This is a genomic window from Paraburkholderia dilworthii, from assembly GCF_000472525.1.
GTDB classification, from domain to species: Bacteria; Pseudomonadota; Gammaproteobacteria; order Burkholderiales; family Burkholderiaceae; genus Paraburkholderia; species Paraburkholderia dilworthii.
In genome coordinates, this window is record NZ_AWZT01000027.1 from 69866 (window position 1) to 96077 (window position 26212).

Annotated in this window: 25 protein-coding genes and 2 pseudogenes; 16 read left to right on the forward strand and 11 right to left on the reverse strand. The window is 59.0% G+C overall.

What is annotated here, in order from left to right:
- Positions 1 to 51: 51 nt before the first annotated feature.
- The 3 genes from F759_RS38215 to F759_RS0122015 all read right to left on the reverse strand — a co-directional run bounded on the left by F759_RS38215 (position 52) and on the right by F759_RS0122015 (position 2588).
- Positions 52 to 528, reverse strand: coding sequence for a zinc-binding dehydrogenase (locus F759_RS38215; RefSeq protein ID WP_244438885.1), 477 nt, complete (start codon positions 526 to 528; stop codon positions 52 to 54).
- A 31-nt stretch (positions 529 to 559) separates the two neighbouring features.
- Complete coding sequence (locus tag F759_RS0122000; RefSeq protein ID WP_027801773.1) at positions 560 to 1492, reverse strand: MBL fold metallo-hydrolase; 933 nt, start codon at positions 1490 to 1492, stop codon at positions 560 to 562.
- Between the two features lie 556 nt (positions 1493 to 2048).
- Complete coding sequence (locus F759_RS0122015) at positions 2049 to 2588, reverse strand: Ohr family peroxiredoxin (protein WP_027801774.1); 540 nt, start codon at positions 2586 to 2588, stop codon at positions 2049 to 2051.
- A gap of 458 nt (positions 2589 to 3046) precedes the next feature.
- Here F759_RS0122015 and F759_RS0122020 point away from each other — a divergent pair, with 458 nt between their 5' ends.
- The 5 genes and pseudogenes from F759_RS0122020 to F759_RS38225 form a co-directional block, all read left to right on the forward strand.
- Positions 3047 to 4051 (forward strand): LysR family transcriptional regulator, encoded by a 1005-nt coding sequence (locus tag F759_RS0122020; protein WP_152530686.1) that lies wholly within the window; start codon positions 3047 to 3049, stop codon positions 4049 to 4051.
- Positions 4052 to 4159: 108 nt separating this feature from the next.
- Positions 4160 to 4954, forward strand: coding sequence for a DedA family protein (locus F759_RS38220; RefSeq protein WP_051377404.1), 795 nt, complete (start codon positions 4160 to 4162; stop codon positions 4952 to 4954).
- Positions 4955 to 5032: 78 nt separating this feature from the next.
- A complete protein-coding gene (locus F759_RS0122030) occupies positions 5033 to 5512 on the forward strand; it encodes a carboxymuconolactone decarboxylase family protein (RefSeq protein WP_027801776.1) in 480 nt (159 codons plus the stop codon).
- 73 nt (positions 5513 to 5585) lie between these two features.
- Positions 5586 to 6005: a cupin domain-containing protein gene (locus F759_RS0122035; RefSeq protein ID WP_027801777.1), complete on the forward strand. Its 420-nt coding sequence runs from the start codon at positions 5586 to 5588 to the stop codon at positions 6003 to 6005.
- A 67-nt stretch (positions 6006 to 6072) separates the two neighbouring features.
- Positions 6073 to 6759: pseudogene (locus F759_RS38225) on the forward strand (substrate binding domain-containing protein); the annotation flags it as partial.
- A 403-nt stretch (positions 6760 to 7162) separates the two neighbouring features.
- On the opposite strand, the gene F759_RS0122045 reads toward F759_RS38225, so the two are convergent.
- The 3 genes from F759_RS0122045 to F759_RS0122055 all read right to left on the reverse strand — a co-directional run bounded on the left by F759_RS0122045 (position 7163) and on the right by F759_RS0122055 (position 10997).
- Positions 7163 to 8236, reverse strand: coding sequence for a porin (locus tag F759_RS0122045; protein WP_027801778.1), 1074 nt, complete (start codon positions 8234 to 8236; stop codon positions 7163 to 7165).
- A gap of 161 nt (positions 8237 to 8397) precedes the next feature.
- Complete coding sequence (locus tag F759_RS0122050; RefSeq protein WP_027801779.1) at positions 8398 to 9840, reverse strand: MFS transporter; 1443 nt, start codon at positions 9838 to 9840, stop codon at positions 8398 to 8400.
- Between the two features lie 233 nt (positions 9841 to 10073).
- Entirely contained in the window at positions 10074 to 10997 is a 924-nt protein-coding gene (locus F759_RS0122055) for a dihydrodipicolinate synthase family protein (protein WP_027801780.1), read from the reverse strand.
- A gap of 183 nt (positions 10998 to 11180) precedes the next feature.
- On the opposite strand from F759_RS0122055, the gene F759_RS0122060 reads away from it, so the two are divergent.
- The 5 genes from F759_RS0122060 (at position 11181) to F759_RS0122085 (ending at position 14571) form a co-directional block, all read left to right on the forward strand.
- The gene (locus tag F759_RS0122060) at positions 11181 to 12125 is read left to right on the forward strand and encodes a LysR family transcriptional regulator (protein ID WP_027801781.1); all 945 of its coding nucleotides are present in this window, start codon (positions 11181 to 11183) and stop codon (positions 12123 to 12125) included.
- 422 nt (positions 12126 to 12547) lie between these two features.
- A complete protein-coding gene (locus F759_RS0122065; protein WP_027801782.1) occupies positions 12548 to 13129 on the forward strand; it encodes an RNA polymerase sigma factor in 582 nt (193 codons plus the stop codon).
- A gap of 12 nt (positions 13130 to 13141) precedes the next feature.
- Positions 13142 to 13450, forward strand: a complete 309-nt coding sequence (locus tag F759_RS0122070; protein ID WP_027801783.1) for a hypothetical protein — start codon at positions 13142 to 13144, stop codon at positions 13448 to 13450.
- Positions 13451 to 13452: 2 nt separating this feature from the next.
- The gene (locus F759_RS41110) at positions 13453 to 13749 is read left to right on the forward strand and encodes a 4Fe-4S dicluster domain-containing protein (RefSeq protein ID WP_084534320.1); all 297 of its coding nucleotides are present in this window, start codon (positions 13453 to 13455) and stop codon (positions 13747 to 13749) included.
- Positions 13750 to 13854: 105 nt separating this feature from the next.
- A complete protein-coding gene (locus F759_RS0122085) occupies positions 13855 to 14571 on the forward strand; it encodes an O-methyltransferase (RefSeq protein WP_027801784.1) in 717 nt (238 codons plus the stop codon).
- Positions 14572 to 14660: 89 nt separating this feature from the next.
- Here the strand turns inward: F759_RS0122085 and F759_RS0122090 are convergent, their stop codons facing one another.
- Positions 14661 to 15032: a DoxX family protein gene (locus F759_RS0122090; protein ID WP_027801785.1), complete on the reverse strand. Its 372-nt coding sequence runs from the start codon at positions 15030 to 15032 to the stop codon at positions 14661 to 14663.
- Between the two features lie 80 nt (positions 15033 to 15112).
- The gene (locus F759_RS0122095) at positions 15113 to 15985 is read right to left on the reverse strand and encodes an NmrA family NAD(P)-binding protein (RefSeq protein WP_027801786.1); all 873 of its coding nucleotides are present in this window, start codon (positions 15983 to 15985) and stop codon (positions 15113 to 15115) included.
- A gap of 301 nt (positions 15986 to 16286) precedes the next feature.
- Here F759_RS0122095 and F759_RS0122100 point away from each other — a divergent pair, with 301 nt between their 5' ends.
- The 5 genes from F759_RS0122100 (at position 16287) to F759_RS0122120 (ending at position 20177) form a co-directional block, all read left to right on the forward strand.
- The gene (locus F759_RS0122100) at positions 16287 to 16706 is read left to right on the forward strand and encodes a winged helix-turn-helix transcriptional regulator (protein WP_027801787.1); all 420 of its coding nucleotides are present in this window, start codon (positions 16287 to 16289) and stop codon (positions 16704 to 16706) included.
- 247 nt (positions 16707 to 16953) lie between these two features.
- Positions 16954 to 17157 carry a type 1 periplasmic-binding domain-containing protein gene (locus tag F759_RS44230; protein ID WP_244438882.1) on the forward strand — a complete coding sequence of 68 codons (204 nt, stop codon included), beginning with the start codon at positions 16954 to 16956 and terminating at the stop codon, positions 17155 to 17157.
- Between the two features lie 51 nt (positions 17158 to 17208).
- Positions 17209 to 17355 carry a hypothetical protein gene (locus F759_RS44235; RefSeq protein ID WP_244438883.1) on the forward strand — a complete coding sequence of 49 codons (147 nt, stop codon included), beginning with the start codon at positions 17209 to 17211 and terminating at the stop codon, positions 17353 to 17355.
- A gap of 507 nt (positions 17356 to 17862) precedes the next feature.
- Complete coding sequence (locus F759_RS0122115; protein WP_027801789.1) at positions 17863 to 18144, forward strand: hypothetical protein; 282 nt, start codon at positions 17863 to 17865, stop codon at positions 18142 to 18144.
- Between the two features lie 341 nt (positions 18145 to 18485).
- On the forward strand, positions 18486 to 20177 hold the full coding sequence (locus F759_RS0122120; protein WP_036024942.1) for an alkaline phosphatase family protein: 1692 nt from the start codon (positions 18486 to 18488) through the stop codon (positions 20175 to 20177).
- A 272-nt stretch (positions 20178 to 20449) separates the two neighbouring features.
- Here the strand turns inward: F759_RS0122120 and F759_RS38235 are convergent.
- Positions 20450 to 21274: pseudogene (locus F759_RS38235) on the reverse strand (sensor histidine kinase); the annotation flags it as partial.
- Positions 21275 to 21474: 200 nt separating this feature from the next.
- On the opposite strand from F759_RS38235, the gene F759_RS42870 reads away from it, so the two are divergent.
- Positions 21475 to 21648 carry a phosphatase PAP2 family protein gene (locus F759_RS42870; RefSeq protein ID WP_154670915.1) on the forward strand — a complete coding sequence of 58 codons (174 nt, stop codon included), beginning with the start codon at positions 21475 to 21477 and terminating at the stop codon, positions 21646 to 21648.
- A gap of 50 nt (positions 21649 to 21698) precedes the next feature.
- Here the strand turns inward: F759_RS42870 and F759_RS0122135 are convergent, their stop codons facing one another.
- Positions 21699 to 23333 carry a hypothetical protein gene (locus F759_RS0122135; RefSeq protein ID WP_244438884.1) on the reverse strand — a complete coding sequence of 545 codons (1635 nt, stop codon included), beginning with the start codon at positions 23331 to 23333 and terminating at the stop codon, positions 21699 to 21701.
- 132 nt (positions 23334 to 23465) lie between these two features.
- Positions 23466 to 24158: a phosphatase PAP2 family protein gene (locus F759_RS0122140; RefSeq protein ID WP_027801792.1), complete on the reverse strand. Its 693-nt coding sequence runs from the start codon at positions 24156 to 24158 to the stop codon at positions 23466 to 23468.
- Positions 24159 to 26212: the final 2054 nt, after the last annotated feature.

Genomic DNA, 26212 nt, shown 5'->3' on the forward strand with positions numbered 1-26212 from the left:
AGCGAGGCAGCGCATCCCGATTAATGCTGGTAAATGGACCGCCGCTCCGCTCTATTCGTCGTGAACGACAACCATTTTTCCGTTCACTTCATTCGCCTCCATGACACGATGCGCCTCGCGAATTTCGTCGAAGCGGAAGATGCGCGACGGCGCCGCCGAATATTTACCCGCGGCAATGTCGCTTGCAATAGACTGGAGCGGAACATCGGACAACGGAAATTCGGGCGTGCCGAACACAAAGCTACCGAAGAACGTGAAATCAACTCCGCTCGGCATTTGCAAAAGCGGGTTAAAGTCGGGAATCGGCGCAAGGCCGCCGAGCCAGCCAGCAAGACACACCTTGCCGTCGCGGCGCACCATTGCAAGAGAATCCAGCACCGTGCTATTGCCAACCAGATCCAGTACCGCATCGATCTGTTTCCGTTGCGCAATCCGTGTCGACAAATCCCGACCTTCTATTTCATAGCGGCTCACGCCCAATTTAGTTAGCTTTCCGAATCGAAATTCGTTGCGGGTCGTTGCAATCACCGTCAAGCGATGATGGACCGTCGAGCATCAATCAGTAGTCCCACTGTACCGGCACGAAATGGAAGCCCTCACCGTTCTTTGCAATGTGACCGATGGACGGGAACGCGACGTGCGCTGCGGCCAGCAGAGCGCCGGTTTCAGCGGCTTCGTTGAGCAGCGCGATACGCACATCCATAGCCACTTCAGGATCGTGCTCGAAGCCATTTTGCCAATCCGGATTGTCGAAGTTGACTTCGAAAATCGCGTCGCCTACGAACGTCAGCTTCTCGCCGTTTGACGCGACGTCCACGACGCAGTGCCCCGGCGTGTGGCCCCCCGTCACGCGCGCCGACACACCCGCTGCGACTTGCACGGTCCGATCGAACTGCACGATGTTTTCGCTGTAGAGTTTCACGAACTTTGCAGCAGCCTTGCGGAGCGCGGGAGGAACGGTTTCCGGCATCACCGTCCGGCTGAAGTCCGGGTTTTTCCAGAACTCCACTTCGGCGGCCGACACGTGAATGCGTACGTCCGGGCGCAGCTTCGCCTTGACGCCATCAACGTTCAGCCCGCCGACGTGATCCATGTGCAGATGCGTAATCACGATGTCGGTGATCGCAGCGAGGTCGATGCCAGCCGTTTCCAGGCGCATCACCGACTGACCGGCACGCGTGAAGTATTCGAAACCGTCGCCTACGCCCGAGTCGATCAGGATCAGGCGCTCGCCGCTGCGCACGAGCGCGATATTCAGAGCCCAGTCGAACATGTCACGTTGCAGGAAACGACCATCGAACCATTCGTTGCGGTCCGCTTCGCTCACGTTGGTGGACATGGTGGAGGTCGGCAACGGCAGTACGCCATCGCTGATCAGCACGACGTCGACGTCACCGACGCGCACGGCGTAGCGGGAAGGCACGAGTTCGCCTGAACCTTCTTTTCCAAGGTTCGCGGTAACGGGCCGCACATTGCGGGTTGTTTGGCTCATCATTAAGAGTCCTGTTGATTAAGTGGAGTAGGCCGCACTGCGCGGCACGGTTCACGAGCACGACCACGAATTTCGCGCTTCGTTTGGCTCGCATTTCGACCGAGCGTGTGACAGATTGTAGTTAGCAGGGGCGAACGCCAGTAGCATCGCGGATGCGTACACCATGTTGTCCGGAGGACAACAATTCACGACGGGCAGGCAATGAGATGTTCGGTACGGTGTGCGGCGATCACAGGCGCGATTGCGTAATGCACGCGGATGCCGCGCACGCGGCATTCGAGTGAATGTCATGAGCCCGGGACCCGTCGACACGTCCATTCCTTCGAAGCGTGGCGTCCCGGACAGCGAGCAGCCCGCGTTCGAAGCAGTTATTGCGCGCGGTGTACCGCTGGGTCGCCTTGGCCGACTTGGCCGGCCCAAAAAACTCGCGCCCCGCGGGCTTTCTTCTCCGCGACGAAAGCAGCTTCATCAACCGCATTAACTGAGTGTCGACGGCGGCATGTCGCTCACCTGAACTCCCAGGCCGTGCGCAATGGCCGGGATTAGCTCCAATCGCTCAAGGCTTGTCGCCGGCGGGATTCGGGTGCCCTGCCACGGGTGGATCGAGGTGCAGCGAGATCACACTGGTAATCCCCTGTCTCGCCATCTTGGCGTAGGGGCAAACGCGCTCGGTGCTGCGCACTAGCTGCTCCGCAATCGCCCGCTCTACACCCGGCAAAGTGATGCGAATGTCGGCAGTCAACATATACATGCCGTCGACGGGGTCGCGGCCGAATGTAACGGAGGCGTCCACCGCGCTCTCGCCGAGCTCGATGCCGTTCTTCGACGCAATCAACATGAGCGCGCCGTGAAAGCAGGCAGCGTAGCCGGCGGCAAACAACTGCTCGGGATTCGTGCCGCCGCCAGGCCCACCAAGCGCCTCGGGCAAACGCAAATTCAGTTCGAGATTGCCGTCGTCCGAACGAACGACACCCGACGCCCTGCCGTGGCCAGCCTCGCCACCCGTCACGCGGATATGGGCCGTGTACAGCCCCTGAAATTCGGGACCATAGTATTTGTCGAGCAGGGTCAAAGGTGGCGGAGTCAATTTATCCATGATGTCGATCCGTTGTTTCTTCAAATCGGCGTGCGGTAAAAATCAAATGGCGCGATGCGCAAACGGGTTCATTCATCCCTGCGCGGGATCGTAACCGCCTTATGTGTAATGGGGAAGCCCTGGAGTGCAACGCACGATGTTGCCTGATAGACAACAATCGGACGTCGAGCCCGATGCGGAAACGCGCCGTGATTGCGGCGCTGCGGAAAAGGCGGCGAGACTTGTAATTTGTGAAAGCCGTGGGTATAAGTACAGGTTCGAAGAGCGAGACTGTCGATTCCATGCCATAGAGGTAACGCTGCGGTTCCACGTAGCTTAACGTTGTGGTTTGTCCGAATACCTTTGCAGCCCTATCAATCAGATCCGCGCTTGCGTTGTTTCCTGGCGTCGAAAATGCGCGTCCGCAGTTCCGCAGCACGTCAATTCACTAGGTGTTCGTGAACCGAATGGAAAAGCGCATGCTCATCCCGACCACTTCGACGACTTCTCCCCCCGCGAGCGAGGACTCTCTCGCGACCAGCTTCGCCACCAGCTACGTCGGCGTGATTTCCTTCCTTGCGGTGGTGAGTGAAGGCAGCTTCGCGAAGGCCGGTGACCGGCTCGGCATTGGGCGCTCGGCGGTGAGCCGCAATGTTCAGAAGCTCGAAGCGCAGCTCGACGCGCGACTCTTTCTGCGAACCACGCGCAACACCGCGCTGACGCGCGAGGGCGAGCTTTTCTATCAAAACTGCAATCCGGGTGTGGAGCGCATCATGCAGGCGCTCGAGGACATGCGCGAACTTCGCCAGGGACCACCGCGCGGCCAATTGCGCATTTGCTCGACAACAGGCTTCGGCCGCAAGATCGTCGCGCCGCTGCTCAACGGATTCTATGCGGCATACCCCGAGATTGCCATCGACTTCATGCTCAAGGACGGACCGGCCGATTTCACCTCCGAGCGCATTGACGTCGCATTTCGTGACGGCAAGATGGACGACAGCCAGGTCGTGGCAAAACAACTGATCCCGATGCAGATGATGGTGTGCGCCTCGCCCCCGTACGCGCGTGAGCACGGTTTGCCGGGCACCGTCGAAGACCTCGATGCGCATCGCTGCATCAATTTCCGGCTTGCGTCGGGACGCATCGCCGAATGCGAATTCAAGGTGAGCGGCGTAGGCCGCAAGGTCGTCCCCAAGGCGCTGCACGTTTTCAACGACGCCGAACTGACGCTGCAAGCCGTGCTCGCTGGCCACGGCGTTGCTCAACTCGCGGCCTACCAGGTAAGCGATCTGCTGCGGGAGGGCCGTCTGCTCGCTTGCCTCGCACAGTACGCACCGGACGACCGCGGCCACTACGCGTGCTATCTGAGCCGCAAGCATTTGCCGGCGCGCATTCGCGTGTTCATCGACTACATGACCGAACAGATCCGCGCGCTCGATCTGCAATGTTCCACCGAAGTCCACCCTCTTTCGTTCTGCCCTTGATTGTTGATGTGATGACAACACGGTGAGCCGCTCGCAAGGGCTACTGCCGCGCCTCTGTGCTACCTACGATTTCTCCTGACGGGTTTCCCCCGCGCGAAGGAGAACATCATGTTGTCACACGAGTTGATCGCGCGGTACGGCGTGCTCATCGTATTCCTGAATGTGTTTGGGTCTTCGCTCGGCTTGCCGTTACCCGCAGCGCCAACGTTGCTCATGATTGGCGCAAGCATGTCGCTCGCCGCGGGCGATTTATCGTCGACCATCGGGCAGTGCGGCGTAATGCTGGGCGCTGCCGTGACCGGCGGCGCGCTTGGCGATCTCGTCTGGTTTCTGTGCGGCAAGCGTTATGGCGCACGAGCGCTTTGCAGTGCTTGCAAACTGTCGGTGGGACGCCACGCCTGCATCGCTCACATGGAGCGATTCTTCGGGCGCTACGGTGTGCGGATACTTGTCATCGCGCGGTTCGTACCGGGACTCTCGTTCGTCTCGGTGCCGCTATGCGGCGCCACGGCGATTCGATGGCGCCCGTTCGTGTTGCACGACTGTGCGGGTCTTGGCCCTTGGGCGTCTGTGACACTCACGACAGGTGCGATGTTCGCGTCGCAGATCGACCATACCGTTCCGCTTCTCTGGCGCTTTTGCTGGCAGGCGTTGGGCGCGATTGCGCTCGCGCTTGTGCTGTACGCGCCCTTTCGTTACTTTCGACGCGTGCTGCGGGAAAGAGCACGTGCAAGATCGACCGCCGGTGCGCGGGTCATAAATGAGCCGCCAGCCGCCAGGCTTGCGGCGCAAACACGGTGCGCCAGTCCCGCGATACCAACATCGCATCGATTGATGCGTAGCCGACAACACTGTGAGCCAGCGGCAGTGGCTACCGCCACACGTCGCGCGTCCCTAAGATGAATTCATGCGGTTGGCCAGCGCCTAGGGCATCAGCGAATCCGCATATCCGCGATCCGCTCACTATCGACAGGAGGCATCATGACGCAGCGTATCAACTACATCCAGCAATCTCCGCAACTGTTCAAGAAGTTTCTCGAGTTCAGCAATCTCTCGAAAGAAGGGACGATCGAAGAGTCCATCCGCGATCTTGTATCGATACGCGCCTCGCAGCTTAACGGCTGCGCGTTCTGCCTCGACATGCACGTGAAGGAAGCGAAGATTCATGGCGAGCGCGAGTTGCGCATTCATCATCTCGCCGCATGGCGCGAGTCGACGCTGTTCGCGCCGCGTGAGCGCGCTGCGCTAGCGCGGACCGAAGTGCTCACGAAGCTGCCGGAACATGGCGTACCGGACGACATCTACGAACGCGTACGAGAGCAATTCTCGGAAAAGGAGCTCTCCGACCTTACGTACGAAATCATGGGAATCAATGGCTGGAATCGGGCGAACGTCGCGTTCAGGACCGTGCCGGGCTCCGCGGACAAGGCTTTCGGCCTCGACAAGGCCAACCTCACCTGAACACCTCCGTTGCACGTTTCTTCTGCGCCGGCCTGTGGAAGCTGCAGGCCGGCTCATACCGGAGCACACGATCATGCAATGCTTGGAACATGCGGTATTAGCGGTACTGGTTGCCGTCGGCGCGTCGGTGGGCGCTGTCCACGCAGCGGCACCTGCGGAGGCCAGCGTCACACCGTTGATGACTCAGCCACTTGCCGACTATCCGGGCAAGGAAGCCTTGATGATTACCGTCGAGTATCCGCCCGGCGCCGCGGACCCGGTGCATCGCCATCACGCGCACGGCTTTATTTATGTGCTGGAGGGGTCGATTGTCATGCAGGTAAAAGGAGGCCAGGAAGTGACGCTCACGCCGGGCCAGACCTTCTACGAAGGCCCGCACGACGTGCACACGGTGGGGCGCAACGCCAGCCAGACGCAGCCCGCAAAGTTCCTCGTGCTCCTTCTCAAGGACAAGGGCGCGCCAATTCTCGTTCCCGAGAAGCAAGGGAACTAGCGGCCTCATCGGCGGCATGCGTGCAAGCCGGTGCGTGCGCGAGTCGGCCGGCATGCGCCGTTAGTCCATTAGCCGCAATGCGCAGACGACGAAAGCTATGCGGGATCTTCGCAACGGGCCGCCGCGTGACCATCTTCGCGTTCTCTCGACGCACGGATTCGGCCGCAAGATCGTGGCACCACTGCTGAGCGATTTTCATGCGCGCTACCCAGCGATCGCGCTCGAACTGGTATTGAGCGATCGTCCTGCCGACTTCCGGCAAGACCACATCGACTTGTGGTTTTGCGAGGGTTCCGTGCAAGAGGCGGGAATCGTGGCGCGCCGGTTGATGCCGCGGCAACTGGTGGTGTGTGCTTCGCACGGCTATGCGCGAACGTACGGCTTGCCGCAATCTGTCGACGACCTCGCGGATCATCGCTGCATCAACCTTCGCACTGGTTGCGGGAGCATTCAGGCATGGACATTCAAGGTTGACGGCCTTGCGCAACGACGGCAGTTCGTGGCACAACACACGTTCAACGATGCCAGTCTGATTGTGCAGGCCGTCATGGATGGTCTTGGCATTGCTCAATTGCCCACCTATCAGGTTTGTGGCCTGCTTGCAGAGGGCAAATTGCTTCGCTGTCTCGCGCAATACGCGCCGGACGACAGCGGCCACTATCTGTGCTATCCGAACCGGAAGTCAGTTCCCGCACGCATTCGTGTGTTCGTCGAGTACATGACCGCGCGCTTGCACACGCTCGCTGTGGAATGAACGGTGCCGTTCTACTGCGTCGATCCGGACTCCGGACGTGAGTCGTTGCGGAAGACTTCGGAACAGGCAACATCAACGGCGGCTTTGGGTTGCAAAACGGATGTCAGTGGACCATGCAACGGTACAAGCGGACCACGACCGTCCGACCAGGCGGTCCTTCAACGGACCACGCGCGCTTTGCCCCGTGCGGCCACCGTGGGTGATCGAATCGTCTTCTTTGAGCTCACCAATGCCTAAGAAACAGCACCCTTGATAACGGAAACTATCGCACGTGAGTTCCCGCGAGGCCTCGACAAAGCGGGTACCGGATTTGGTGCCTCGAAAGGGATGCGAGCCGCCGTAAGCGGTCTTCGCCGCCGAGTTTTTGAGAGGCACGAAGCGATGACAAAGAAACGAACGCTGCCTAGAACGTGTGCCGAATGCCGACGGCAAATGTGTTGCCGATGGGATGGTCACTCAGCTTGTCAATTGAGTAAATCGCGTAAATGTCCGTCCGCTTGGATAGCAGATGGTCGTAGCCGAGAGCGGCAGTGTTGCGAAGGCTGTTGGTCGTATGCGTAGGCCCTGACCGTTGCGTGCGCGCCCACTCCGCGAGCAGGAAATCAGCCGGTGAGAAGGGAATCGACAGACCCGCCTCATACGTGTGGCTTCCTGTAGGTGTACTCACGTCACTTGTCATCGCCCACGCCCCGTAGAGCGTCACGACCTTGAAATCGTACGCTGCGCCCGCGAGATAGGCATACTGCGCTCCCGCCGGCCCTGCTGCCGTGTACCGCACGCGCTGGCCGGACAGCACCGCCGTGAGGCCGTGACCTTGATAATTCAGGTGAACGCCGAGGTTACCGATGCCAGGTGAACCCGCAACGCCACCCAGGCCGTAGATTACCGTTGCGCCAAAGCCCTTGAAGTTCGGGGTCGCGTACCTGGCAGTGTTATTCCACACCGTATCTCCGATAATCGTGCCCCCGTAATTGGCCACCAATGTCTGAACGACGAGAGGGGAAAAGACGACAGATGATCCGAATGGATTGACGAGAGATTCTGCCGTATAAGTCGGATTTCTTTGCCGCCCCAAGGTTAACTGGCCGAAGTTGCCTTTAAATCCCAGGTACGCATTGCGGGACCAGAATGGGTCCGCCGCACTGCGACCCAGCGCGCCGTTTTGAGGCTGGAAGAAGCTCTCAAGGGCGAAGATCGCGCTTACGCCGCCGCCGAGGTCTTCCTTTCCGCCGATTCCCCAGAAAGAAGTGGTAAGTCCGCCGCTCCCCATCAGTACCGCAGCTTGCGGCATGTCGCTACGTTTGACACTCCCGACATAGGTGCCGATGAGACCATAAAGTTGTACCTGGGAGCCGCTATCTGCGTGTGCGTCGACAGAAGTCAATGCCAGACCTGAGCAGAAAAGCGCCGTAACGCCGAGCCTGGTGCCGACTTTCCGCGCAGGAAAGCGGGCGATTACCCGTTGTGCCTTTTTCATTTGGGTTGTCTCCAGTTATTTTTTTGTTAGTACTACCTATTGACCATCTTTGAGTGACGGCGCGCGTCGCAAGCATGTCGCAGAAGCTAACGGTGTTACGAGCCAGGCAGCTCCTCCCCTCGAGCCATGTCAGGAGAAGGAGCCGCCAGGGACGCGCGTGGCTACGGGGAAATCTCCTCAAGAGCGCGATTGGTCGTCTCCACCATTCGTGCAGCTACGAAGAAGCCTACTGCACTGACCACGGCAAACATGATGAATACCGCAGCGATGCCTTTCCCTGTCAACACGACGCCGACGATCGCTGGTGCGGCAGCAGACGCTGCTCGCAACCAGGAAGTCGCGAGACCAGTACCGATGGCGCGCATCCGGGTCGGATAGATTTCAGGGGTGTAAAGGTACAGAAGTACGGTTGTGGTTGCCATCACAGCGTAGGCCGACGATCCGAGGAACATCACTGACCAGGCGCTGCTTGCTCCATGAATGCCCAGAGCGGCGAGCAGTATTGCGCTGACGATGAAGCATGTCATGGCCCAGCGGCGGCGCCCTACCCGGTCAATCAGCAACGCGCAGGCAAGCACCCCGCTGGTGCTAAGGACATTGGAGATGGACGCCATATGAAGCGACTCTTGCAAAGGCAGATGGTAGACCGTCCGGTAGAGGCTCGGTAGCCAGTTGTTAATGCCATTGGCCACAAAATAAGAGCTCGCCCAGAGCAACCACACGACAACGGTGCGTCCTCTGTAGAACGGGGAGAAGAGTTCTTTCCAGGTTCCCTTTTTCTTCGACTGGAGTCCGTCCAGAAGGCTCCCGATGCGCTCGTCAACTTCGGCCCTCTGCGTTTGCGTGTCGAGGCTGCGCTTCGTCGTGCTTGCCTCCAGACGCTCGATGATTCGTTCCGCTTTATCGAAACGACCCCTTCCAATGAGCCAGCGCGGCGATTCCGGAAGGCGGGCAATCATGATCGCTACGGCGATGCCCGGGATCCCGCCGATGAGGAACATATACTCCCAGCCGAAGCGGGGGACGATGAAGGCACCGAGTTGTGCGGCCGCAAGAAGACCCAGCGGGAAAATGAGTTCGTACAGGATGAAGAAACGTCCCCGGCCGTGCGCTTGAGACAGCTCGTTGATGTACGTGGCCGCCACTGGCACTTCTCCGCCTACTCCGATACCTTGCAGGAAGCGCATCAAAAACAACATATGCAAATTGCCGGTGAAGGCGCATACGATGCTCATTGCCGACATGACACCCACCGTTATCGTCGCGCTCGGCACCCGGCCAATGCGCTCAGCAAGCCAGCCGAACACCAACGCTCCTACGACCTGGCCGAGATAGCCCGCGGCAATCAGCGCGCCAATCTCGGCGGCAGAAAGATGCCAGAGGCCGACGAGCACAGGAAGCACGAAAGCAAGCGAGAGGGCATCGAACGCGTCAAAGAGGGTCGCGCTGCCCATGACAATGCGTGCCTTGGTGTGCCACCTGCAGAACGGTACGTTCTCTATGCGGAACAGTAGGTTCGCCGCACGCAACTGCTCGCCGGCGGTGCGTGTTTCGCTTTCGGATTGACCAAAGCCCACGCCATAGGCGGTCGAAGGGGTATTCATGCTGTCTCCTGTAAGGCTGCATTTTATGGACCCTCGTCTTGTTCCTGTTTGAAGCACCGATCGCACTTTTTATCTTTTGTGTCGCGGCCGCGGAGCTTTTTTCGATCGTTTCCCGATCCTGTTATGGGCAAGACGCGGAGCGAGGTGTCGCGTGTCGCCGACTGTTAAAGCTGATAGCGAAGCGGGTCGACGCTTCGCTATCGTCATCGAGCTATGGATCCACAGTTCCCACGTCAGTCGACGAGGCGCGCCGAACGAAGCGCGTCTGCAATTTCAACGTCTGCGCCTTCCGCAAGCGGCAGCAAGGGTGAACGCACCGAGGCGTGCTCGAGGATGCCTCGGGCAACGAGACCGTGCTTGAGTGCAACGGTGCCTTCCATGTGCGAGCCGCGGTGATAGACGTTGCGGGTAATGGGCAGAAGGCGATCATGGATCGCGCGAGCCGCCCGGTAGTCTTTCGCCTTGCCTGCCTTGATCAGCTCGATGAGCGGCTCGGGGGCCAGTCCGCCGTAACCGACGAGCGCACCGTCAACGTCGAACATCGTATGGAGCAGATATTCGTCGTGGCAGGTCAAGATTTGCAGTTCCGGACGCTCGCGGCGAATGATGGGGATCTCAACATCCCAGCGGCGCATGTTGCGCACGCCGTTCTTCATCGCGAAGACACCAGGCTGTGCGGCGATCTCCAGTTGTGTTTCGAGGTTGTAGGTCGCCTTGGTAGCATCCGGGTACTGGAAAAGAATCAGGGGCAGTCCGCTGCCTTCGTAGATGGCACGGTAACGGTCTTGCGGTGCGCCCTTCTGGTAACCGAAGCGCAGCCAGCCGTGCGACGGGTATACCAGACCGGCCGACGCGCCCGCTTCCACCGCACGCTTCGCTTCTTCGACAGCCACTTCCGTGCCTTCCAGCGTGATACCGGCGATGACCGGGATCTTGCCGTCAACGGACTTCACGAAGCTCTGGATGACCTCAGCCTGTTCTTTCTGCGTGAGGAACGTACCTTCTCCAGCGTGTCCAAGAACCGTCAGGCCTTTAACACCCTCGATGCTGCCGAGCCAGGAACCCAGCCGTTGAATTGCTGCGTGGTCCACCGCTCCGTCGCGGGTGAAGGGTGTGACGGGTGCCGGGACCAAACCGCGCAGATCAATCGCTTTCATGACGTCTCCATCCAAATTGAGCTTTTCGGCTCCTCTGTCCGCAGAGGAGAGCCCGCTGCTCGTTTCGCTTGAAGCCGGAACAACGGTGCATGCGTTGCAGTGTAGGGAGGCGCGTCCTATGCAGGAACTGCTCGAATGGACATTTCAGCTATACTGGATTGGCATATCTCAACGGGGCAATGAGTGGACTACGCTGCCTGGAAGCTATTCATCGACGCCGCAGAACTCGGGAGCCTGAGTAAGACCGCGGTTGCCTATGGGACAAGTCAGCCGCACATCAGCCGTCAGATTGTTGAGCTTGAGCAATACTGCGGTGGCCGTCTGTTTCAGCGGACCGGGCGAGGCGTGATATTGACCGAGTTGGGGGCGCGTATCGCCCCGCGTGTAAGGGCGTGGCTGGCCAGTACGGCACAGTTATCAAACGACATTCGCAGTACGGCGGGAGAGCCGATCGGCGTGGTCAGAATCGGGATCCTGCCGTCAACCGCGCATCCGCTTGTGAGCACCCTTTACCATCGTCTTCGAGACCGTTATCCGCTAGTGCAACTACAGGTGCGCGAAGGTCAAGGGGCGTTATTGGAAACGTGGCTGGAGAACGGCAGTGTCGACCTCGCAATCCTTTTTCGAAACAGTCCAACGCCCAAAAACGGTGACGAGTATCTGGTTAAGGCGGCGACTTACCTGGTCGGCGCCGAGGGCGATCCTTTGTTGAAGCAGTCCACGATTGCTTTTTCAAAGCTCGATGGGGTCCCTCTAGTCTCTTTCTGCCGCCCAAACAGCTGGCGCGACCGCCTTGAGCAGATTGCCGATGAACACCGGATCTCCCTCAACTTCGCGGCGGAAGCGGACTCTTTGAGTCTCCAGGCGCATATCGTGGCCGACGGCGGGATCTATGCCTTGCTCGGACCGTACGCGATTGCCAATCTTGAAAAGGAATGCCGGCTGCAGGCGTCGATCGTGGTCGACCCTCCAGTGCCACGTTTCATTGCGCTTGCCATGTCTCCCCACGGCGAACTGACGCTTGCTTCCCGTACGGTCATGCAGCTCACCAAGGAGATAGCGCGTTCGCGGAACCTTTCATCCGACCTCCAGCTGGGCATGTCCGCAGCCTTTTTGCGTTCCATCTAAAGGGGTGAACCCGGCGCGCATCAATTGTGTTTCGCAATTTACTGCTGTTTTTTCGGGGGCAACATTCCGATGCGTTCCGACGAACGGTTAATGTCGACGCAGGTCATCGACATATTTTCCGCCCTTCTGCATAACGCTTCATTTCCGGCTTATGTCCACTGGCGACCTGCGCCCGGCTTCCAGGCTGCGTGCGCTCGGACGCCGACCGTCGCAACTCTGCCTGAAACGAACCCCGGCCATGCCTCGATCGGGCCCATCGGCGTTTGTTGGTTCAGCCGCATCTTTACGGAAACGCGCTGACTTCTTACTGTCACTTGGGTCACAACCCCGTTACGCACTGCCTCAGGCGACCCTGCAGTTGCCAAGGGAAAGAATTTTCACACTTGCCACAATATTCGCGTTCCTGAAACGTCTTCAGACGCATGGAACCGCCACCCACCTCGCACACGATGACCGAACGAGACAACGACATCACCGCGACCGTGGTGCGTGAGCGCACGAGGCTCGTCAATTTTATCCGGCGACGAATACGCGATCCAGACGATGCCGAGGACATCCTGCAGGATGTGCTCCATGAATTTGTGCAGGCCTACCGGCTGCCCGCTCCCATCGAACAGGCGAGCGCGTGGCTTTTCCGCGCCGCGCGCAATCGCATCATCGATCGTTTTCGCAAGAAGAGAGAAGAGCCTCTGACAGATTTGTCCGAGGGCGAGGATGACACCAACGGTGAGTATCGCCTCGACCTCGCCCTCCCGGCCCACGATGCGGGTCCTGAAGCGCTCTACGCTCGCGCCCTGTTGCTTAAGGCCTTGGAGGATGCGCTTGATGAGTTGCCGCCGAATCAACGGGAGGTGTTTATCGGGCACGAGTTCGAGGGACGGTCCTTCAAAGACATGGTGGCGGAAAGCGGTGTCACGCTGAATACACTGCTCGCGCGCAAACGCTACGCGGTCTTGCATCTGCGCGCCCGATTGCAGGCCATTTATGACGAACTAGGCATTTAGAGGAGTCGACGCATGAAATATCGAATCAGATGTGTGGGTAAGGTGCTGCTTGTGGTGGTCGGCATAGGCGTGCTCGGGTGGGTGGTCATGACTCTATGGAACTGGGTGATTCCGGCGTTATTCGTCGGCGCCCGTGCGATCGACTTCGCGCATGCGTTGGGCTTGCTGGTTTTGAGCCGCATCCTGTTCGGCGGATTCCGCGGACATGGCGGCTGGCGCGAACGGCGTCATTGGCGCAAGTGGGAAGCGATGACGCCTGAGGAACGGGAGCATTTCCAGACGGCATGGCGATCGGGCCGCGCCCGGCGCGCGGGAGATTGAATATGCGCGGGAAATCAACGGCCGACTGCAAACAGAAGGCGGGCGTGATTGCGCCTGTCATCGACCTGAAACGTTGCGAAGGTAAGGCCGATTGCCTCGATGTCTGCCCCGAGAATGTGTTTGAGATCAGGCGCATAGACGAGGTCGATTATCTTAGTCTCGATTTGATGCATCGCCTCAAGCTACGCGTGCATGGAATGAAAGTCGCCTATACGCCGAACGCGGACGCCTGCCGGTCTTGCGGTCTTTGCGTGACCGCGTGCCCTGAACGCGCGATCACGCTCGCCAGAACGGCGTAGCGCCATACGTCTTTGCCCATGGCGTAAGGACATCGCGGGCTGCCTGAGGTAGCGGTCAGTCGCGGGATGCTTCATCAACACTACCGATCTCGTCAAGGAGCGCACATGGCGTCGTCAAGCGCAGTTCTTTTGCGGCAGCTTCACGAACAGAGCCAGACAGAAATAATAGCCCGCGCACAGGCGCAGTTCGAGGGATCGAGCGATGAGTTTCTGACTCTCGCGGAAGAATATGACACGCTCGCACCTCGACTGCGTGGACGGTTTCTCGAAACGCTCGGACTATCTAGCGAAGATTTCGAATCGTCGCAAGGCACTCCCCTATCGTTAGCCGTGTCAGCGAAAACGGGAAGGTTTTTACACAACTTGGTGCTTTCGCATAAACCGGCTCGAATCCTCGAACTCGGCAGTTCCTGCGGCGTGTCCACGCTGTATCTCGCCGAGGCCCTTTGCACGTTGGGCAGTGGAATGGTTGTAGCGACCGAATTCGACGCGGTTAAATGCGCACATCTTCGGGCCAACGTCAAAGCGGCGGGTGTAGATGCCTATGTCGATCTGTGGGAAGGCGATGCATTCCAGACCGTTTCCGAACTGGAATGCACCTTCGATATGGTGTTTATCGACGTATGGGCCAACACCTATCTGGATCTGTTCAAGCAGACTGAGCGCCTGCTGCGCCCGGGATCTATCGTTCTCGCAGACAACATGTACACGGCGGAGGACGCCGTTCGGCCGTACAAGCGCTACCTCGACGACAATCCGCGTTTTTCGACAACGACGCTGGACTTCGAATCGGGGCTCGAATTTACAGTCGTCGTTTCTTAAGCTGGTAAAGAGCGAGCTCCGCCTGCAAACCGGTTCATGTGTCATGCGGTCCGGAGCATGCTTTTGGGCTCTTGAAGGCCGAGTAAGGTTTAGGCCCGAGCCACAGAACCGGCAGCGAGCCGCTTGGGCCAGGCAATCCAGCCGACAACAATCGATAGTGCCGCCACGACAAGTGGCGCCACTCCATGTCCGTATTCGCCGTGGACTGTGACGGTTGCCAGCGCAGCCAACATCACGGTGCAGCCGAGCACCGAGCCCCACAACCGCGTCCGTGCTCGCGCCAGCAGAACGGCGGTCATGAGTTCCAGCGAACCGGTCACGAAATGGAACCAGTGCGGATATCCCCACTTCAGGTATTCCTCGAAGATGGATCGCGGGGCGACGATGTTGCTGAGCGATCCCACGACAAAAAAAGCGGCAAGAACCCAAGGTAATACTCGGCGCCAGGAAATCCTGGACATTCGTTCTACCTTCTCCGATGAGGGCGCTGCCGACGAGCCAGTGTGGCCGCCTGGTTGACGAGCCGGACGATCTCCGCTGTTCATGCCGTAGTGGCCTTGAGGGCCGCTGCAAAGACATCGCGAGGGGACGTCGTGCCCGCGACGTGCTCCGTACCCGCGACGCCGAGGTCCATCCAGCCCGCGTTGACGGCATCGAACATCGCTTCGGCCGGTCCAGTCCGGCCCTTCGGGACGCCGAACTGTTCGAACGCTGCTGGCCAGCCGTCCCGCGGGACGGCAAAGGCCTTGACGTCGCGCTGCAAGACTTCGCCCAGCTGGGCTGCGACTTCATCCGCGCTGACCATCGAGCCAACCTCGACGACGCGATGCCCGGACCACGCCGGCCCGGTCAGCAGCGTCGCCACCTCGGCGCCGATATCGTCGGTCGCTATCATTGTCGACTTGCGACTCGTCGGGTTGTAGTAGACGGGTAGCGTGCCGCCCTGGGCGACGTGCAAGCCGTAAAGGAAGTTTTCGAAAAACCCGCCGGCTCGCACATAGGCGATCGGCACGGTCAGGTGGCGTAGCCCTTCTTCCAGAAGCGACAGGGCCGTGATCATTCCCAGCCCGCTGGTTCTATTCGCACCCATCGACGACAGCACGACCACCCGCGGCGGCGCCGCCTTCGTCAGCGCCTCGACATAGTTCGCGATTACGCTCTTTGCTTCCGTGAAATCAGGCGAGGGTGCCCAGACAGCTGGCAGCATGACAAATGCACCTTCGACCCCTTCGAGCGCTCTCTCTACGGCGGCCGCATCATTCCAGTCGCCGTCGACGAGTTCCACACCTTGATCCGCCCAATTCGTCGCCTTCTCGCGATTGCGGACCAGCGCCCGTACTTTCCTGGTTTGCGCCAGCAGATGTTGGGCCGTTGCGCCGCCTACGCGTCCCGTAATTCCCATTACCAAAAACATGTGTTTCTCCTGAAATGAATATTGCCCTTAAACACCAATATTTCTGCGACCGCCGCTGCGGCTGCGGCTGCGGCTGCGGCTGGACGCGGTGATATTCGAATCTTGGGCGCCCCCTGCGACTCCACCACACGCCGGCCCGGATGTCCGCCCGAGTCCGCTACTAAAGGGGGCCGACGCAGGTCTTGGCATCAGAACTCCCTGAGGGACGGTCTTTGTCTGAGAGCAGGTCTATCATAGAGACCTATGCCTTGCGCCGTAAGGAGGCAGTTTTTTGTTACCAGAAGAGTTAAAGGGAACCCGAATGACCACCGCTCAGAATGCGATCGAGAGATTCAGCCGATATCAACGTCAGTTGGGCGACGCCCAGCCCGCACACTGCGCGGTTCGCGACGTGCTCGACCGCATCGGCGACAAATGGAGCATGCTCATGATCATGGAGCTCGCGACGCAATCGCAGCGCTTCAGTGAGCTTCACCGAGCTATCCCGGACATCTCCAAGCGCATGCTTACCCAGACACTCCGCTATCTGGAGCGCGACGGACTCATCACCCGCCACGTTTTTCCCACCAGCCCGCCAAGCGTCGAATATCGTCTCGCCCCACTAGGCCAATCCCTGTTGGATCCGATGGCGGCCCTCATCGATTGGGCCGATCGTCGTTATCCCGACATCCATGCCGCGCGCGTCCGGTTTGACGGCGCATCCGGCAATGTTCAGCGCTAGAGGGTCAGTCCGATATAAGGGCGAAAGCCTGAAGCGGCCAGTTATGTGCTGCTTTGCAGATGGCGCGGAAGGACATATCACGCGTTTCTTGCTCGTCGCCTCCGCGGAAGGGGGACCACAATGCTTGGGGCGTGTCGGCCGATGCGGCGCTTGTGTCGGACTGCTGCGGCTCGCGCCCAACGTGAGTTCGACTACCGCGAGAGAAAGCGGATTCTTAAGCGTCGCACGGAGAGAGGGATGGGATGTGGTGATCGACACCTACGTGGGGTATCGACCCCGCGATGCTGAAGCGCTGATCGCTGAGGTGATAAACGCCTACCCAGCCCGCCTGGACGCCGTTTTCGCGCCGGCCGAACCAATCTCCTACGGCGTTGTGCGAGTAATTGAAACCGCGGCAATTGGCCAGCGCCCGCGCCTTGTGCTATTCGACTGGCGTCCGGAATTCCTGTAAGGCCTCAAAAGAGGAATCGTATACGCCGCCATATTGCAGGACCCTTACCGCATGGGTTACCTCGCCTTGGCGTCCCTGGTCGAGGCACTGCAGGGTCATCCGCCGCCCCACAATATATTCGTCGACGTGGTCACCGTTACGCCGAAAAACATGAATGACCCGGCGATCCGTTCGTTGTTGGCGAGGTACGCCAAATAAGCGGCGTGAGCCACGAGCGTGTTCAGTACCGCTCGACGGGGCAACCGTTGCCGCCGCTTAAATCGACTCCCGGTCCTTCCCTCTATGGACTGCGTCGGGCTTGGCGAAATCGCGCGCATCCCCCGCTCCCTGGAAGTGCCCACGTCGCGGAATTGCAGCTAACTGACTAGACACCGCAAAGCTTCATGCACGAACATCGCTTCATTCCGCTGAGCAGCTGTCGCGAGTGGTGTATCCGGCCGCCGTCGCCTGCATGCGTCGCGGTGCAGTTCAGGGACATGATGAAGTGGTTTCGACCGGCGATGACTTAGCAGAGTGTCGAACGTTGCCAGCCGCACTTTGCGGAAGCCTTCTATTTTGCAGCCGCCGCGGCACTCACCTACATTCCAACCACTGCACTTCAAAAGAATGCGCCTTAAATTTTCCTTAAGCATCGGATGGTAAATAAGCACCGAGCGCGCTCCTTCAAGTAGCCGGCGTGCGCGGACAGATAACAGAGCAAAACCTATGAGAAAGGGAAAATCGCGCGGTGCCGTGTCGGCGAGCGCGCGCATCGCTTATGCGCTCGAACTGGCGCGCGGCTCGTCGCACATAAGTAGCACGTTGACTCCAGAAACCGAACAGCGCGCTATTGGTGAGACGCTCGCCGGATTTTGCGAGACGTATGGAGAAGCCGAATTGGCAGTGTTCCAGGAACTGCTCGCAGAGGAGCTGCGACGACGTGCCAGGCACGAGACCGCTCTGGCGGTCATTAGCTTCAGACTCTTCAGTCCCTCGTGCGCACGCTAGTCAAGGGCCGTTGTCGCGCGTAAGCGTTCGGCCCGGCACCACCGCGATGGCCGGCACCATGTGACCGACTTGCGGCACTAATATGGACACGCGACGACCGTCGCAGTGGTTCCCCGCCCACTCGAGTGACTGCGTCGAAGTCGATACCGATACATTCCGCACGCCACATCACGACATCCTTAAGGAAACCTTAACCGAGCCTAACGCTCCCCGATTTAAATTCTTGTGCAAACCCGGCGAAATACAGCTAATCGAAAGTCAACGTTCACGGACTCGACGCAAACGCGTTGCAAATTGATGGTCCGACAGGTTGTTCTGTTATCCATCAATGAGGACGAGACATGAACCGAAGAAGACCGCAATGGCCCTTGCAAAATTTGTTGTCAAGTGCAGCCGTGACGCTCGCGGCATTTTGCGCAGCGAGTGCAACTGCAGGGGAGGACCATCATCGCGGGCGAGATGGCGATCGTCATGGCAGCCACTCAGACGTCGCGCGCGTGCTTCTTATCAGCTTCGACGGTCTGCACGAACAAGACGTGGCGCGATGCATCGCCTCGAACGCGTGTCCTAACATCGCGCTTCTTGCCAAGGCCGGCACCATTTACACCAATGCCCACACGCCGGGTTTGTCAGACTCTTTTCCGGGTCTCGCCGCGCTTGTAACCGGCGGCTCGCCTAAGAGCGCAGGGCTTTTCTACGACGTCTCGTACGACAGAACGCTATACGCGCCCTCCGACTCCACATGCAGCGGTCCCCAAGGCTGGAACGTCGTGTTCGACGAAACCACCGGCATCGACGCCGAGAATGGCGGCGCACTGACGCATCTTGATGGCGGTGGCGGATTCAATCCGCAGGCCATCCCTCACGCGAAGATCAATGGGGTTTGCAAGCCCGTTTATCCGCACGACTATGTAAAGACCAACACGCTCTTCGAAGTCGTCAAACAGAATTTTAGAGGCGCGCGCACGGCTTGGGCGGACAAGCATGCGTGGGGCTATGACTGGCTGAACGGCCCTTCCGGACGCGGCGTCGACGATGTCATGCGAACCGAGATCAATTCGATCGACCCCGCGACCGGCACCGATTACACGGATGTCTACAACCATACCGAAAAGTTCGATGACCTCCACGTCGCAGCAATCATCAATCAAATCGACGGCAAGACATCGAAGGGCGATGCAGCGGCCAGTGTGCCAACCGTGCTCGGCACCAACTTCCAAACGCTAAGCGTTGCACAAAAGGCGCCAGTGGCCACCGGCGGCGGCTACCTGGATGCGAGCTTCACGCCCGGCCCGCAAGTCGCAGCGGCCATCGCGTACATCGACGCATCCCTTGGGCGAATGGTGGCCGAACTGAAGCAGCGCGGCCTCTATCAGTCCACCGCGATTATCGTCACCTCAAAGCATGGCCAGTCGCCCACGGACCACTCGAAGCTGGTGAAAAACGGCGACACGCTGTCCAAGCTGCTTGAATCAGGCAACTATTTCGATCCGGGCGGCAACATTGGACAAGCGAATACAAAAAGCGGCAGCCTCAATGACGGAACAGAACTCACAGCTACAGGCTTCATACAGACCGACGACGTCGGGCTCGTGTGGCTGCGCGATCAGAGTCAGCTCGCCGCCGCCGTCAAGACGCTTAAGGACAACCTGAGTTGCAATGCGCCCGGAATCTGCGCGGACGGCCCGCAGGCTTATATTCTCTATGGCCGTCCGCTGGCGGCGCGCTTTGGCGACCCAGCGCGGGGCCGAACACCGGACATCATCGTTCAGCCGAACCCTGGCGTCATCTACACGAGTAGCACCAAGAAGGACGAGGAACACGGAGGCAATGCGCCGGATGACAGCCACCTGGGCCTCATCGTCTACGTACCCGGTGCTCCCGGTGTAGGTCGGGAGGTCGGTGAGCGCGTGCAGACAACGCAGGTCGCGCCAACGATACTGCGCGTGCTCGGGCTCGATCCGAAGCTGCTTGACGCAGTGGTATTGGAGGGCACGCAGCCGTTGCCGGGCTTCGACGCACGAAGCTTCTAGACGGTTCAGGCTGCGGACGCCGCTCGCAGCGTCTGCAGCCGCCTGGAATAATAGCGGCCCTCAACGCCGTCCGAGCACCAGTGCGCACCATTTGCGCTAGCGGACGGAGTCTTGGCACTTTGCGTTTTCCAATGTCGTACAGTCCTGATCTATGGCCGCTCAAAAATGTGCAAAGTAACTCGGATGCCACCGCCCGCCTTCACGGTACGCGTGGCTGGACGGCGCTTGCGCGTTGTGTCGGCTTCCGGGCCAGCGGATCGTCGCGACGCTTGCTAGCCGCTGCGCAGACCTGTTAAAGCAACGCTAAGTCCGGGCCGCCCGTTATTGTTCTCCGGACGAAGCGTGGCGTTATGCCTCTGTGCGATGCGCGACGCAATTGCCAGTCCCAGACCACTACCCTGCTCCTTTCTCCCGATGCTGCCATAGAAGCGGTCAAAAACCCGTTCAAGTTCTGTCTCGGGAATCCCGGGGCCGCTATCGACGACCCGTACGCTGACTTCCGCTCCGTTTCGGGCAAGTATTACGTCGACCTTCCCGTGTTCCGGCGTATAGCGGATAGCGTTGTCAATCACGTTGTTTAGCAGGACTTCGATACCGCCGGCTTCTGCGTGGACGTTATAGAGATCATGAGCAGTGGAGGCATCGTCGCACTCCAGCCCGAGATCAATTTTCCTGGCCTCGGCGAGAACGGAAGCGTCTGCAACTGCGCGCTCCGCCAATCCCCGCAGACTGACGACTTTGAACTGCACAGCACGGGGAGCATCTTCGCGTGCAAGAGTCAGGAGTTGCTGCACGAGGTGGATCAACCGGTCGAGCCTGCCCTCGATGCGCGCAAACGTGGTCGAACCGGCTACTGAGCCATCACGCTCCGCAGTCTGTATCTGAAGTTTCAATGCGGCTAGCGGCGAACGAAGTTCGTGCGCGGCGTCAGCCACGAATGTGCGTTGAGACTGTGATGCGATGTCGAGCCGGTTCAGCAGATCATTCAAACCATCGACAAGCGGCTTCAACTCGACAGGAACACGCCCGGCGAGATGCAATGGAGCAAGTGAGTCTAATGAAACTGTCGCGAGCGCGTGCGAGATCCTGTCAAGCGGCACACGAGGCCGATGGCGGGACTGTCGCGGTCGATATGCCGATATCAGACTCGACGTTGTTCCTGTGCTGATTTGTGACGCGGCAAGCCGCACACCTCCCCTGACGAATTAATTTACATACTTCTTCGCGATGACAAAGCTCGAAGCGCTCAGGACTCGCTCTATTCGTCGGCGCGGCAGTCGCTTGGGCACGCGTATTCGTGGGCGTGCATTTTCCGCTCGATATGATGGGGGCCGCTGTTGTCGCGTGCCTCGCCTACGCGCTGATGACGCCGCTCTGGAGAATCGGCGGCACGCCCATAACATCCTCAGCGATCGCGCTGTATCGCAAGCTGCTCACAACACCGATTGCCCTCGGCTGGCTGCGTCGCTGATCGACCGTGCACACCGGCTGCGTGCGGTAAAAGAAGGCGCGAAGCTCTGCTCATCGAGGAAGCATTCGGTAAAGTCGATGTTCCGGTAGAGTCGCAACAAGTTGCCAACCAGTCAGTGTTTCAGACAGGCGCCGTTGCGGATCGAACACGGCCAGATAGACTTCCGTGAATCGGGTTTGCAGGTCCGGAAATCTGTCTTGCAAGTCTGCCGCCCACGCGCGCAACATGCCGTCGTTTGCGAGGAATGCAGTGTCGCCGTTTTCGATATCGTCCTGGAACTTCCTCAATGCGACGTTTTCAGCGCGGTAAAGCACCGGCTGCTGGCCAGGCTTCAGATAAAGGTCCGGTACGAGGACCCGATCAAGCGTTGCAAGCGCGACGACCTTATCCAGGTACGGATTCCAGCGGTGAGGGTCGACCCTTGGGGATGGGTACGTCGTATCCTGCTTGTATTGAAACAGGACCGAGCCCGGTTTCAAGGACGCGAACGTAGAGCGGTATGCCTGAATGGCAGGCTTTGCAGCGCGCCAATCGGCCGTCACCGTCGCAATGCGAAACAGGAAAACAATTGCAAGCGCGAGCGCGCCGACACGTTGCAGACGCGGTGCCGACGCCCGCACATCCACCAGTGCAGTCAGCAGGAATGCGAAGCTGAGCGCGCATCGCTCGACCACGCCATAAGAAGCAAATGCGGAAAACGGCGCGAACAGTGCTACGAGCGGAAGCACAATTACCGTTATCCGGCACTCAGGCTTACACGTCCACCATCTCAAGAGAAAGCCGACGGCTAACGTCAGACCCAGGCTCGCCAGAACTGTGACGTCGGCCGGGGGATTGCCGATAGCGAAGACATCGAGCCAACCGCGGACCTTGGCGAATATATGAACGAAGCCAAAATCGACCGAGCCACGAAGTCCGCCGGTACTGCTATGCGCCAGCAATACCAAGGGAAGTATCAACGGAACCAGGCTTGCGCTTGCGTGCCTGACGAGCGAGCGGCTTAGCAGCATCCCTTCCTGCAGGAAACAGCCAAGCTCCCAAGTCCCTATGACCAGTGCAAAAACGGCCAAAGGAAAAAGATGGCAAAAGTAAATCACAAGCGCGCAGCAAGACGACGCTATGATTCGCACGACCGTGGACGGACGAAGCGCCACATGCAAGGCTATGGCCCACAAACAAAGGCCGACCCCGAACAGAAAGTTGTCGTAACCGCGTATCAGGATCCAGTTGTAGAGAAGCAGAAAACTGAGCAGCGGGAACCACGACCAGCGGCCATTCACGGCACGGCTGAGAATCAGGCAGCCCGAGCTCAGCAACGCGAGTTCGACGACGATAAAAAGCCATGCGGCCCACTCTACCGGCATCAGCTTCGCGATCCACGGGACAGTCAGGTCCATCGCAAGATCGGGTAAGGGGTCCCACCTAACTATGAAGTTGCCAGCGTAGGAACCCGGATGCCCCAGAATGTCTACTCTGACGATGTTATAGAAGTGCTGCCCCAATGGTGGCATCGACGAGACGAAGAGCGGCGATGAAGCCACAACAGTGGCAATCAGCCAGATGCTCCACAAATACAACGGCCTGCCACTCTGCACCGTTCCCTTTCGAGCAGTCATCAAAGCTCCTTTTCTGACTGTGTCGACGTTTTGCGCTGCGATATCTTTTGGAAGAAAGCTGGCGCTCATCCCGCCTCTTCGTTGGCGTCGCAAAGCGACCTCCTAGCTGCATGTTCCGGGGGGATGCGAGACAAGACGGTCGGCCTTCGCACGAGCACCTCCGCCTCGATCGTTCCGTCAACCGTATGGAAAACAAACGAATCAAACAACTTTGAGGACGGACGTGGCGAAGGCTCTAATTTCATCGAACTGAGTAACAAGTTCCACGCAAAGCACGAATCCAAGCATCGCCGATGGTCCCGGGTTGCGCTCGATCCAACGCAGCATATAGGTCGCGTAATGTCTTCTCACAGAATCGCGAGTCATGATGAAAGTAATGACGATGCCAATCGCGGCTCCTCCCAATAGGTCCGTGGGGTAATGGAACCCGAGGTAGGCGCGCGGAATGCAAATGAAAATAGCGACATACAGGAGCGCTAGAATGCCGACGCGGCGAGAGACGATGAAGATGCCTACCGCAATCGACATCCACAGCATTGCGTGATCGCTCGGAAATGAACTCCACCCTGCCAACAGGCTTTCGCTTTGCGGCACAACGGGGAAATGAAGATGCAGCTCGGCCGAATACGCTGGGCGCATGCGAAACGGTAAAAAATGTGCCAGAAGTCTTCCAGCCAGAAGAGCCAATAGTCCGCTCACGGTAGTCGCAATAACGACTTCACGCCGCCATTGCCGATGCTCGGCCGACTGGAACCATAGCCACCATAGAACGGGAACCAGAATCAAACCTTTGAACGTGTACATGTCCGCGATGGCTCGCACGGCATGATTGCACAGAGCACAAGAATTGAATCCGCTAAAAAAAGTCTCGATGCTCGTATCGAAGCTGTTCATTTTTCGCGTAGACAATAGGGTATGTACTGAGACTGGACGGTGGCCGTCCTTCTCGCGGAGTCAGTCCGTTCAACGAGCCGCTCGGCTGCTGCGGTACACCCAGATTATGTTATTTGCCACCGTGCAACGCTCGGAATCGGCTCTCGAATGCGCGCTTGCGCACGCTTTATCCCAAAAACTTTTTTGTTGTGGCCGAAAATGAAGAATGCTCTCTCAGATCGGCCTCGAGCTCCCGACTCGACGTTCGCCCCACACTCGCCGTCATCGAACATCGTCTACGCGCGCAACAGATCGCGAGGCACTTGTATGAGCGGGGAAGTTCAAGTCCGGAAGATGCGCGCTGCAGCGCTCGCACTTTGAAGGATGAAACCGCTTCGCCGGACGCAACGCGAAACAGAACGATTTCGAGGATCGCAATGGCAACCATCAGGCAATAAGCAACGCTCAGTTCGGCGCGCTTGAGCACGAGTGCATAAGGGCGGAGCCGGCACCGTACGCCGCTATCCGGGCGAGTCGATAAAGCAACGGTCGGGCGCTGATCCGGATAACGACGGATCATTGCCAACCCGCCACGCAATGCGCAAAACAATACTTCAAGGCACTACGCGTGCCGCTAAGACGCTCATGTCGTCAGAGAAGAAAGTCTAGCTAAGTCTGCTGCATAACGCCGGCAAACCTATGCCGGCGTGGCGGATTTAGACGCACCCAGACAAGTGGAGACACACCGCCCGGAATGACGGAATAGCGGAATTTATTGTTTCCGTTGCAGCATCTAATGGCTCAACTTGGACGACCGCAGGCAGGTCTCTGAGTTTTGCTATTCGTTGTCGTCGAAGTATTGAAGGGGCCTTGCCGGGCAGGCCTCCGGCGACCTACCTACGCCAAACCCTGTCCGTGCGCACTTCCCTGACAACTCCTCAATTGGAGCAGCAATCAATCGGTTGAAGACGATGGGTCAACCGGCCAGTTCCGGAGAGAACGCAAGTTCCACTGCCCGCAGCTATAAATGTTCCGCAGACGGACGTTGGGTTCAATGCGGCGCGACCTGCCAGGCGAGAACGGGGTGGGTGGCACCGGGCAGCATCACCCACACGCCGTTCGGGCCGAAGTCCCAGCCGGAAAAACTTTTCGGGTCGCTCATCTGAGCGGTAGTGAGCCCGTTCGATGCCGGTAGATTGCCACCGCTCGACGGTTGACCCGTCGTCTGGACGTTCCAGTAAACGTCGCTTCCAAGAGCACCGCACCTGGCGCAGATACCGCCAGTTATCCCCGATAGTGCGGCCACCCTTCCGGACGCAAACGACTGTGTGATCGCGCCGGTGTTCCCTACGAATGATCCAACGAGTCCTCCGGCTGAACTGTGCGAATTAAATCCGACGACCGGGCCGGTGGCATATGACTCGGTGATCGTGCCTTCGTTACCGACAACCAGCCCGGCGACAGTACTATCCGCCGTGACGGTAGCGCTGCTGCCAGAGCGCGCGATCAACCCATAGTTGACAGCGACAAGCCCGGCGAAGACGTTGCCTGCATCACCGAACGATGAGGCAATGGCCCCGGACGTAAAGACATTGGCGATCGTTCCATAATTGTCAATGGCTACTATCGCGGTCCCGTCAAAAAAGAAAACCGGCGATTGGTTGCCGACATTTGCTTTGACGTTCAGGTCGCGCACGACGCCGTTTGGACCGATATCGCCAAACACCGCGACGTAGGTCGGCAAAAGGTTTGAGATCGTATGCCACATACCGTCGAACTGCCCGGTGAACGACGTGCCGGCAGCGAAACCAAGCGTCTGGAACGTGGAATTGCCAGCGTCGAGGTCTTTGCCTAACGCGTAGTTGCCGGCAAGATTGTTCTCNATCTTCTGAAGGTCGGTGAGCGAGTTGACGAGCTGGTAGCCGGTTATCTGCGTCACGAGACCGCTGTACAGCGGCGCGAGCCAGGCCGGGTTAGCGACAAGCGTGCCTGCGCTAAAGCCGCCGTTCATATCGTAAAGCGCGCTGACGATGCCTGTGCTCTTCGACCAGTCGATCGTGCCGCCGTTGATTACG

What these genes read in the sequence shown, in the direction of transcription:
- F759_RS0122000 (WP_027801773.1), bottom strand. Translation starts at nt 1,492, where the DNA reads ATGAGCCAAACAACCCGCAATGTGCGGCCCGTTACCGCGAACCTTGGA.
- F759_RS0122015 (WP_027801774.1), bottom strand. Translation starts at nt 2,588, where the DNA reads ATGGATAAATTGACTCCGCCACCTTTGACCCTGCTCGACAAATACTAT.
- F759_RS0122020 (WP_152530686.1), top strand. Translation starts at nt 3,047, where the DNA reads ATGCTCATCCCGACCACTTCGACGACTTCTCCCCCCGCGAGCGAGGAC.
- F759_RS38220 (WP_051377404.1), top strand. Translation starts at nt 4,160, where the DNA reads ATGTTGTCACACGAGTTGATCGCGCGGTACGGCGTGCTCATCGTATTC.
- F759_RS0122030 (WP_027801776.1), top strand. Translation starts at nt 5,033, where the DNA reads ATGACGCAGCGTATCAACTACATCCAGCAATCTCCGCAACTGTTCAAG.
- F759_RS0122035 (WP_027801777.1), top strand. Translation starts at nt 5,586, where the DNA reads ATGCAATGCTTGGAACATGCGGTATTAGCGGTACTGGTTGCCGTCGGC.
- F759_RS0122045 (WP_027801778.1), bottom strand. Translation starts at nt 8,236, where the DNA reads ATGAAAAAGGCACAACGGGTAATCGCCCGCTTTCCTGCGCGGAAAGTC.
- F759_RS0122050 (WP_027801779.1), bottom strand. Translation starts at nt 9,840, where the DNA reads ATGAATACCCCTTCGACCGCCTATGGCGTGGGCTTTGGTCAATCCGAA.
- F759_RS0122055 (WP_027801780.1), bottom strand. Translation starts at nt 10,997, where the DNA reads ATGAAAGCGATTGATCTGCGCGGTTTGGTCCCGGCACCCGTCACACCC.
- F759_RS0122065 (WP_027801782.1), top strand. Translation starts at nt 12,548, where the DNA reads ATGGAACCGCCACCCACCTCGCACACGATGACCGAACGAGACAACGAC.
- F759_RS0122070 (WP_027801783.1), top strand. Translation starts at nt 13,142, where the DNA reads ATGAAATATCGAATCAGATGTGTGGGTAAGGTGCTGCTTGTGGTGGTC.
- F759_RS41110 (WP_084534320.1), top strand. Translation starts at nt 13,453, where the DNA reads ATGCGCGGGAAATCAACGGCCGACTGCAAACAGAAGGCGGGCGTGATT.
- F759_RS0122085 (WP_027801784.1), top strand. Translation starts at nt 13,855, where the DNA reads ATGGCGTCGTCAAGCGCAGTTCTTTTGCGGCAGCTTCACGAACAGAGC.
- F759_RS0122090 (WP_027801785.1), bottom strand. Translation starts at nt 15,032, where the DNA reads ATGTCCAGGATTTCCTGGCGCCGAGTATTACCTTGGGTTCTTGCCGCT.
- F759_RS0122095 (WP_027801786.1), bottom strand. Translation starts at nt 15,985, where the DNA reads ATGTTTTTGGTAATGGGAATTACGGGACGCGTAGGCGGCGCAACGGCC.
- F759_RS0122100 (WP_027801787.1), top strand. Translation starts at nt 16,287, where the DNA reads ATGACCACCGCTCAGAATGCGATCGAGAGATTCAGCCGATATCAACGT.
- F759_RS44235 (WP_244438883.1), top strand. Translation starts at nt 17,209, where the DNA reads ATGGGTTACCTCGCCTTGGCGTCCCTGGTCGAGGCACTGCAGGGTCAT.
- F759_RS0122115 (WP_027801789.1), top strand. Translation starts at nt 17,863, where the DNA reads ATGAGAAAGGGAAAATCGCGCGGTGCCGTGTCGGCGAGCGCGCGCATC.
- F759_RS0122120 (WP_036024942.1), top strand. Translation starts at nt 18,486, where the DNA reads ATGAACCGAAGAAGACCGCAATGGCCCTTGCAAAATTTGTTGTCAAGT.
- F759_RS0122135 (WP_244438884.1), bottom strand. Translation starts at nt 23,333, where the DNA reads ATGAGCGCCAGCTTTCTTCCAAAAGATATCGCAGCGCAAAACGTCGAC.
- F759_RS0122140 (WP_027801792.1), bottom strand. Translation starts at nt 24,158, where the DNA reads ATGAACAGCTTCGATACGAGCATCGAGACTTTTTTTAGCGGATTCAAT.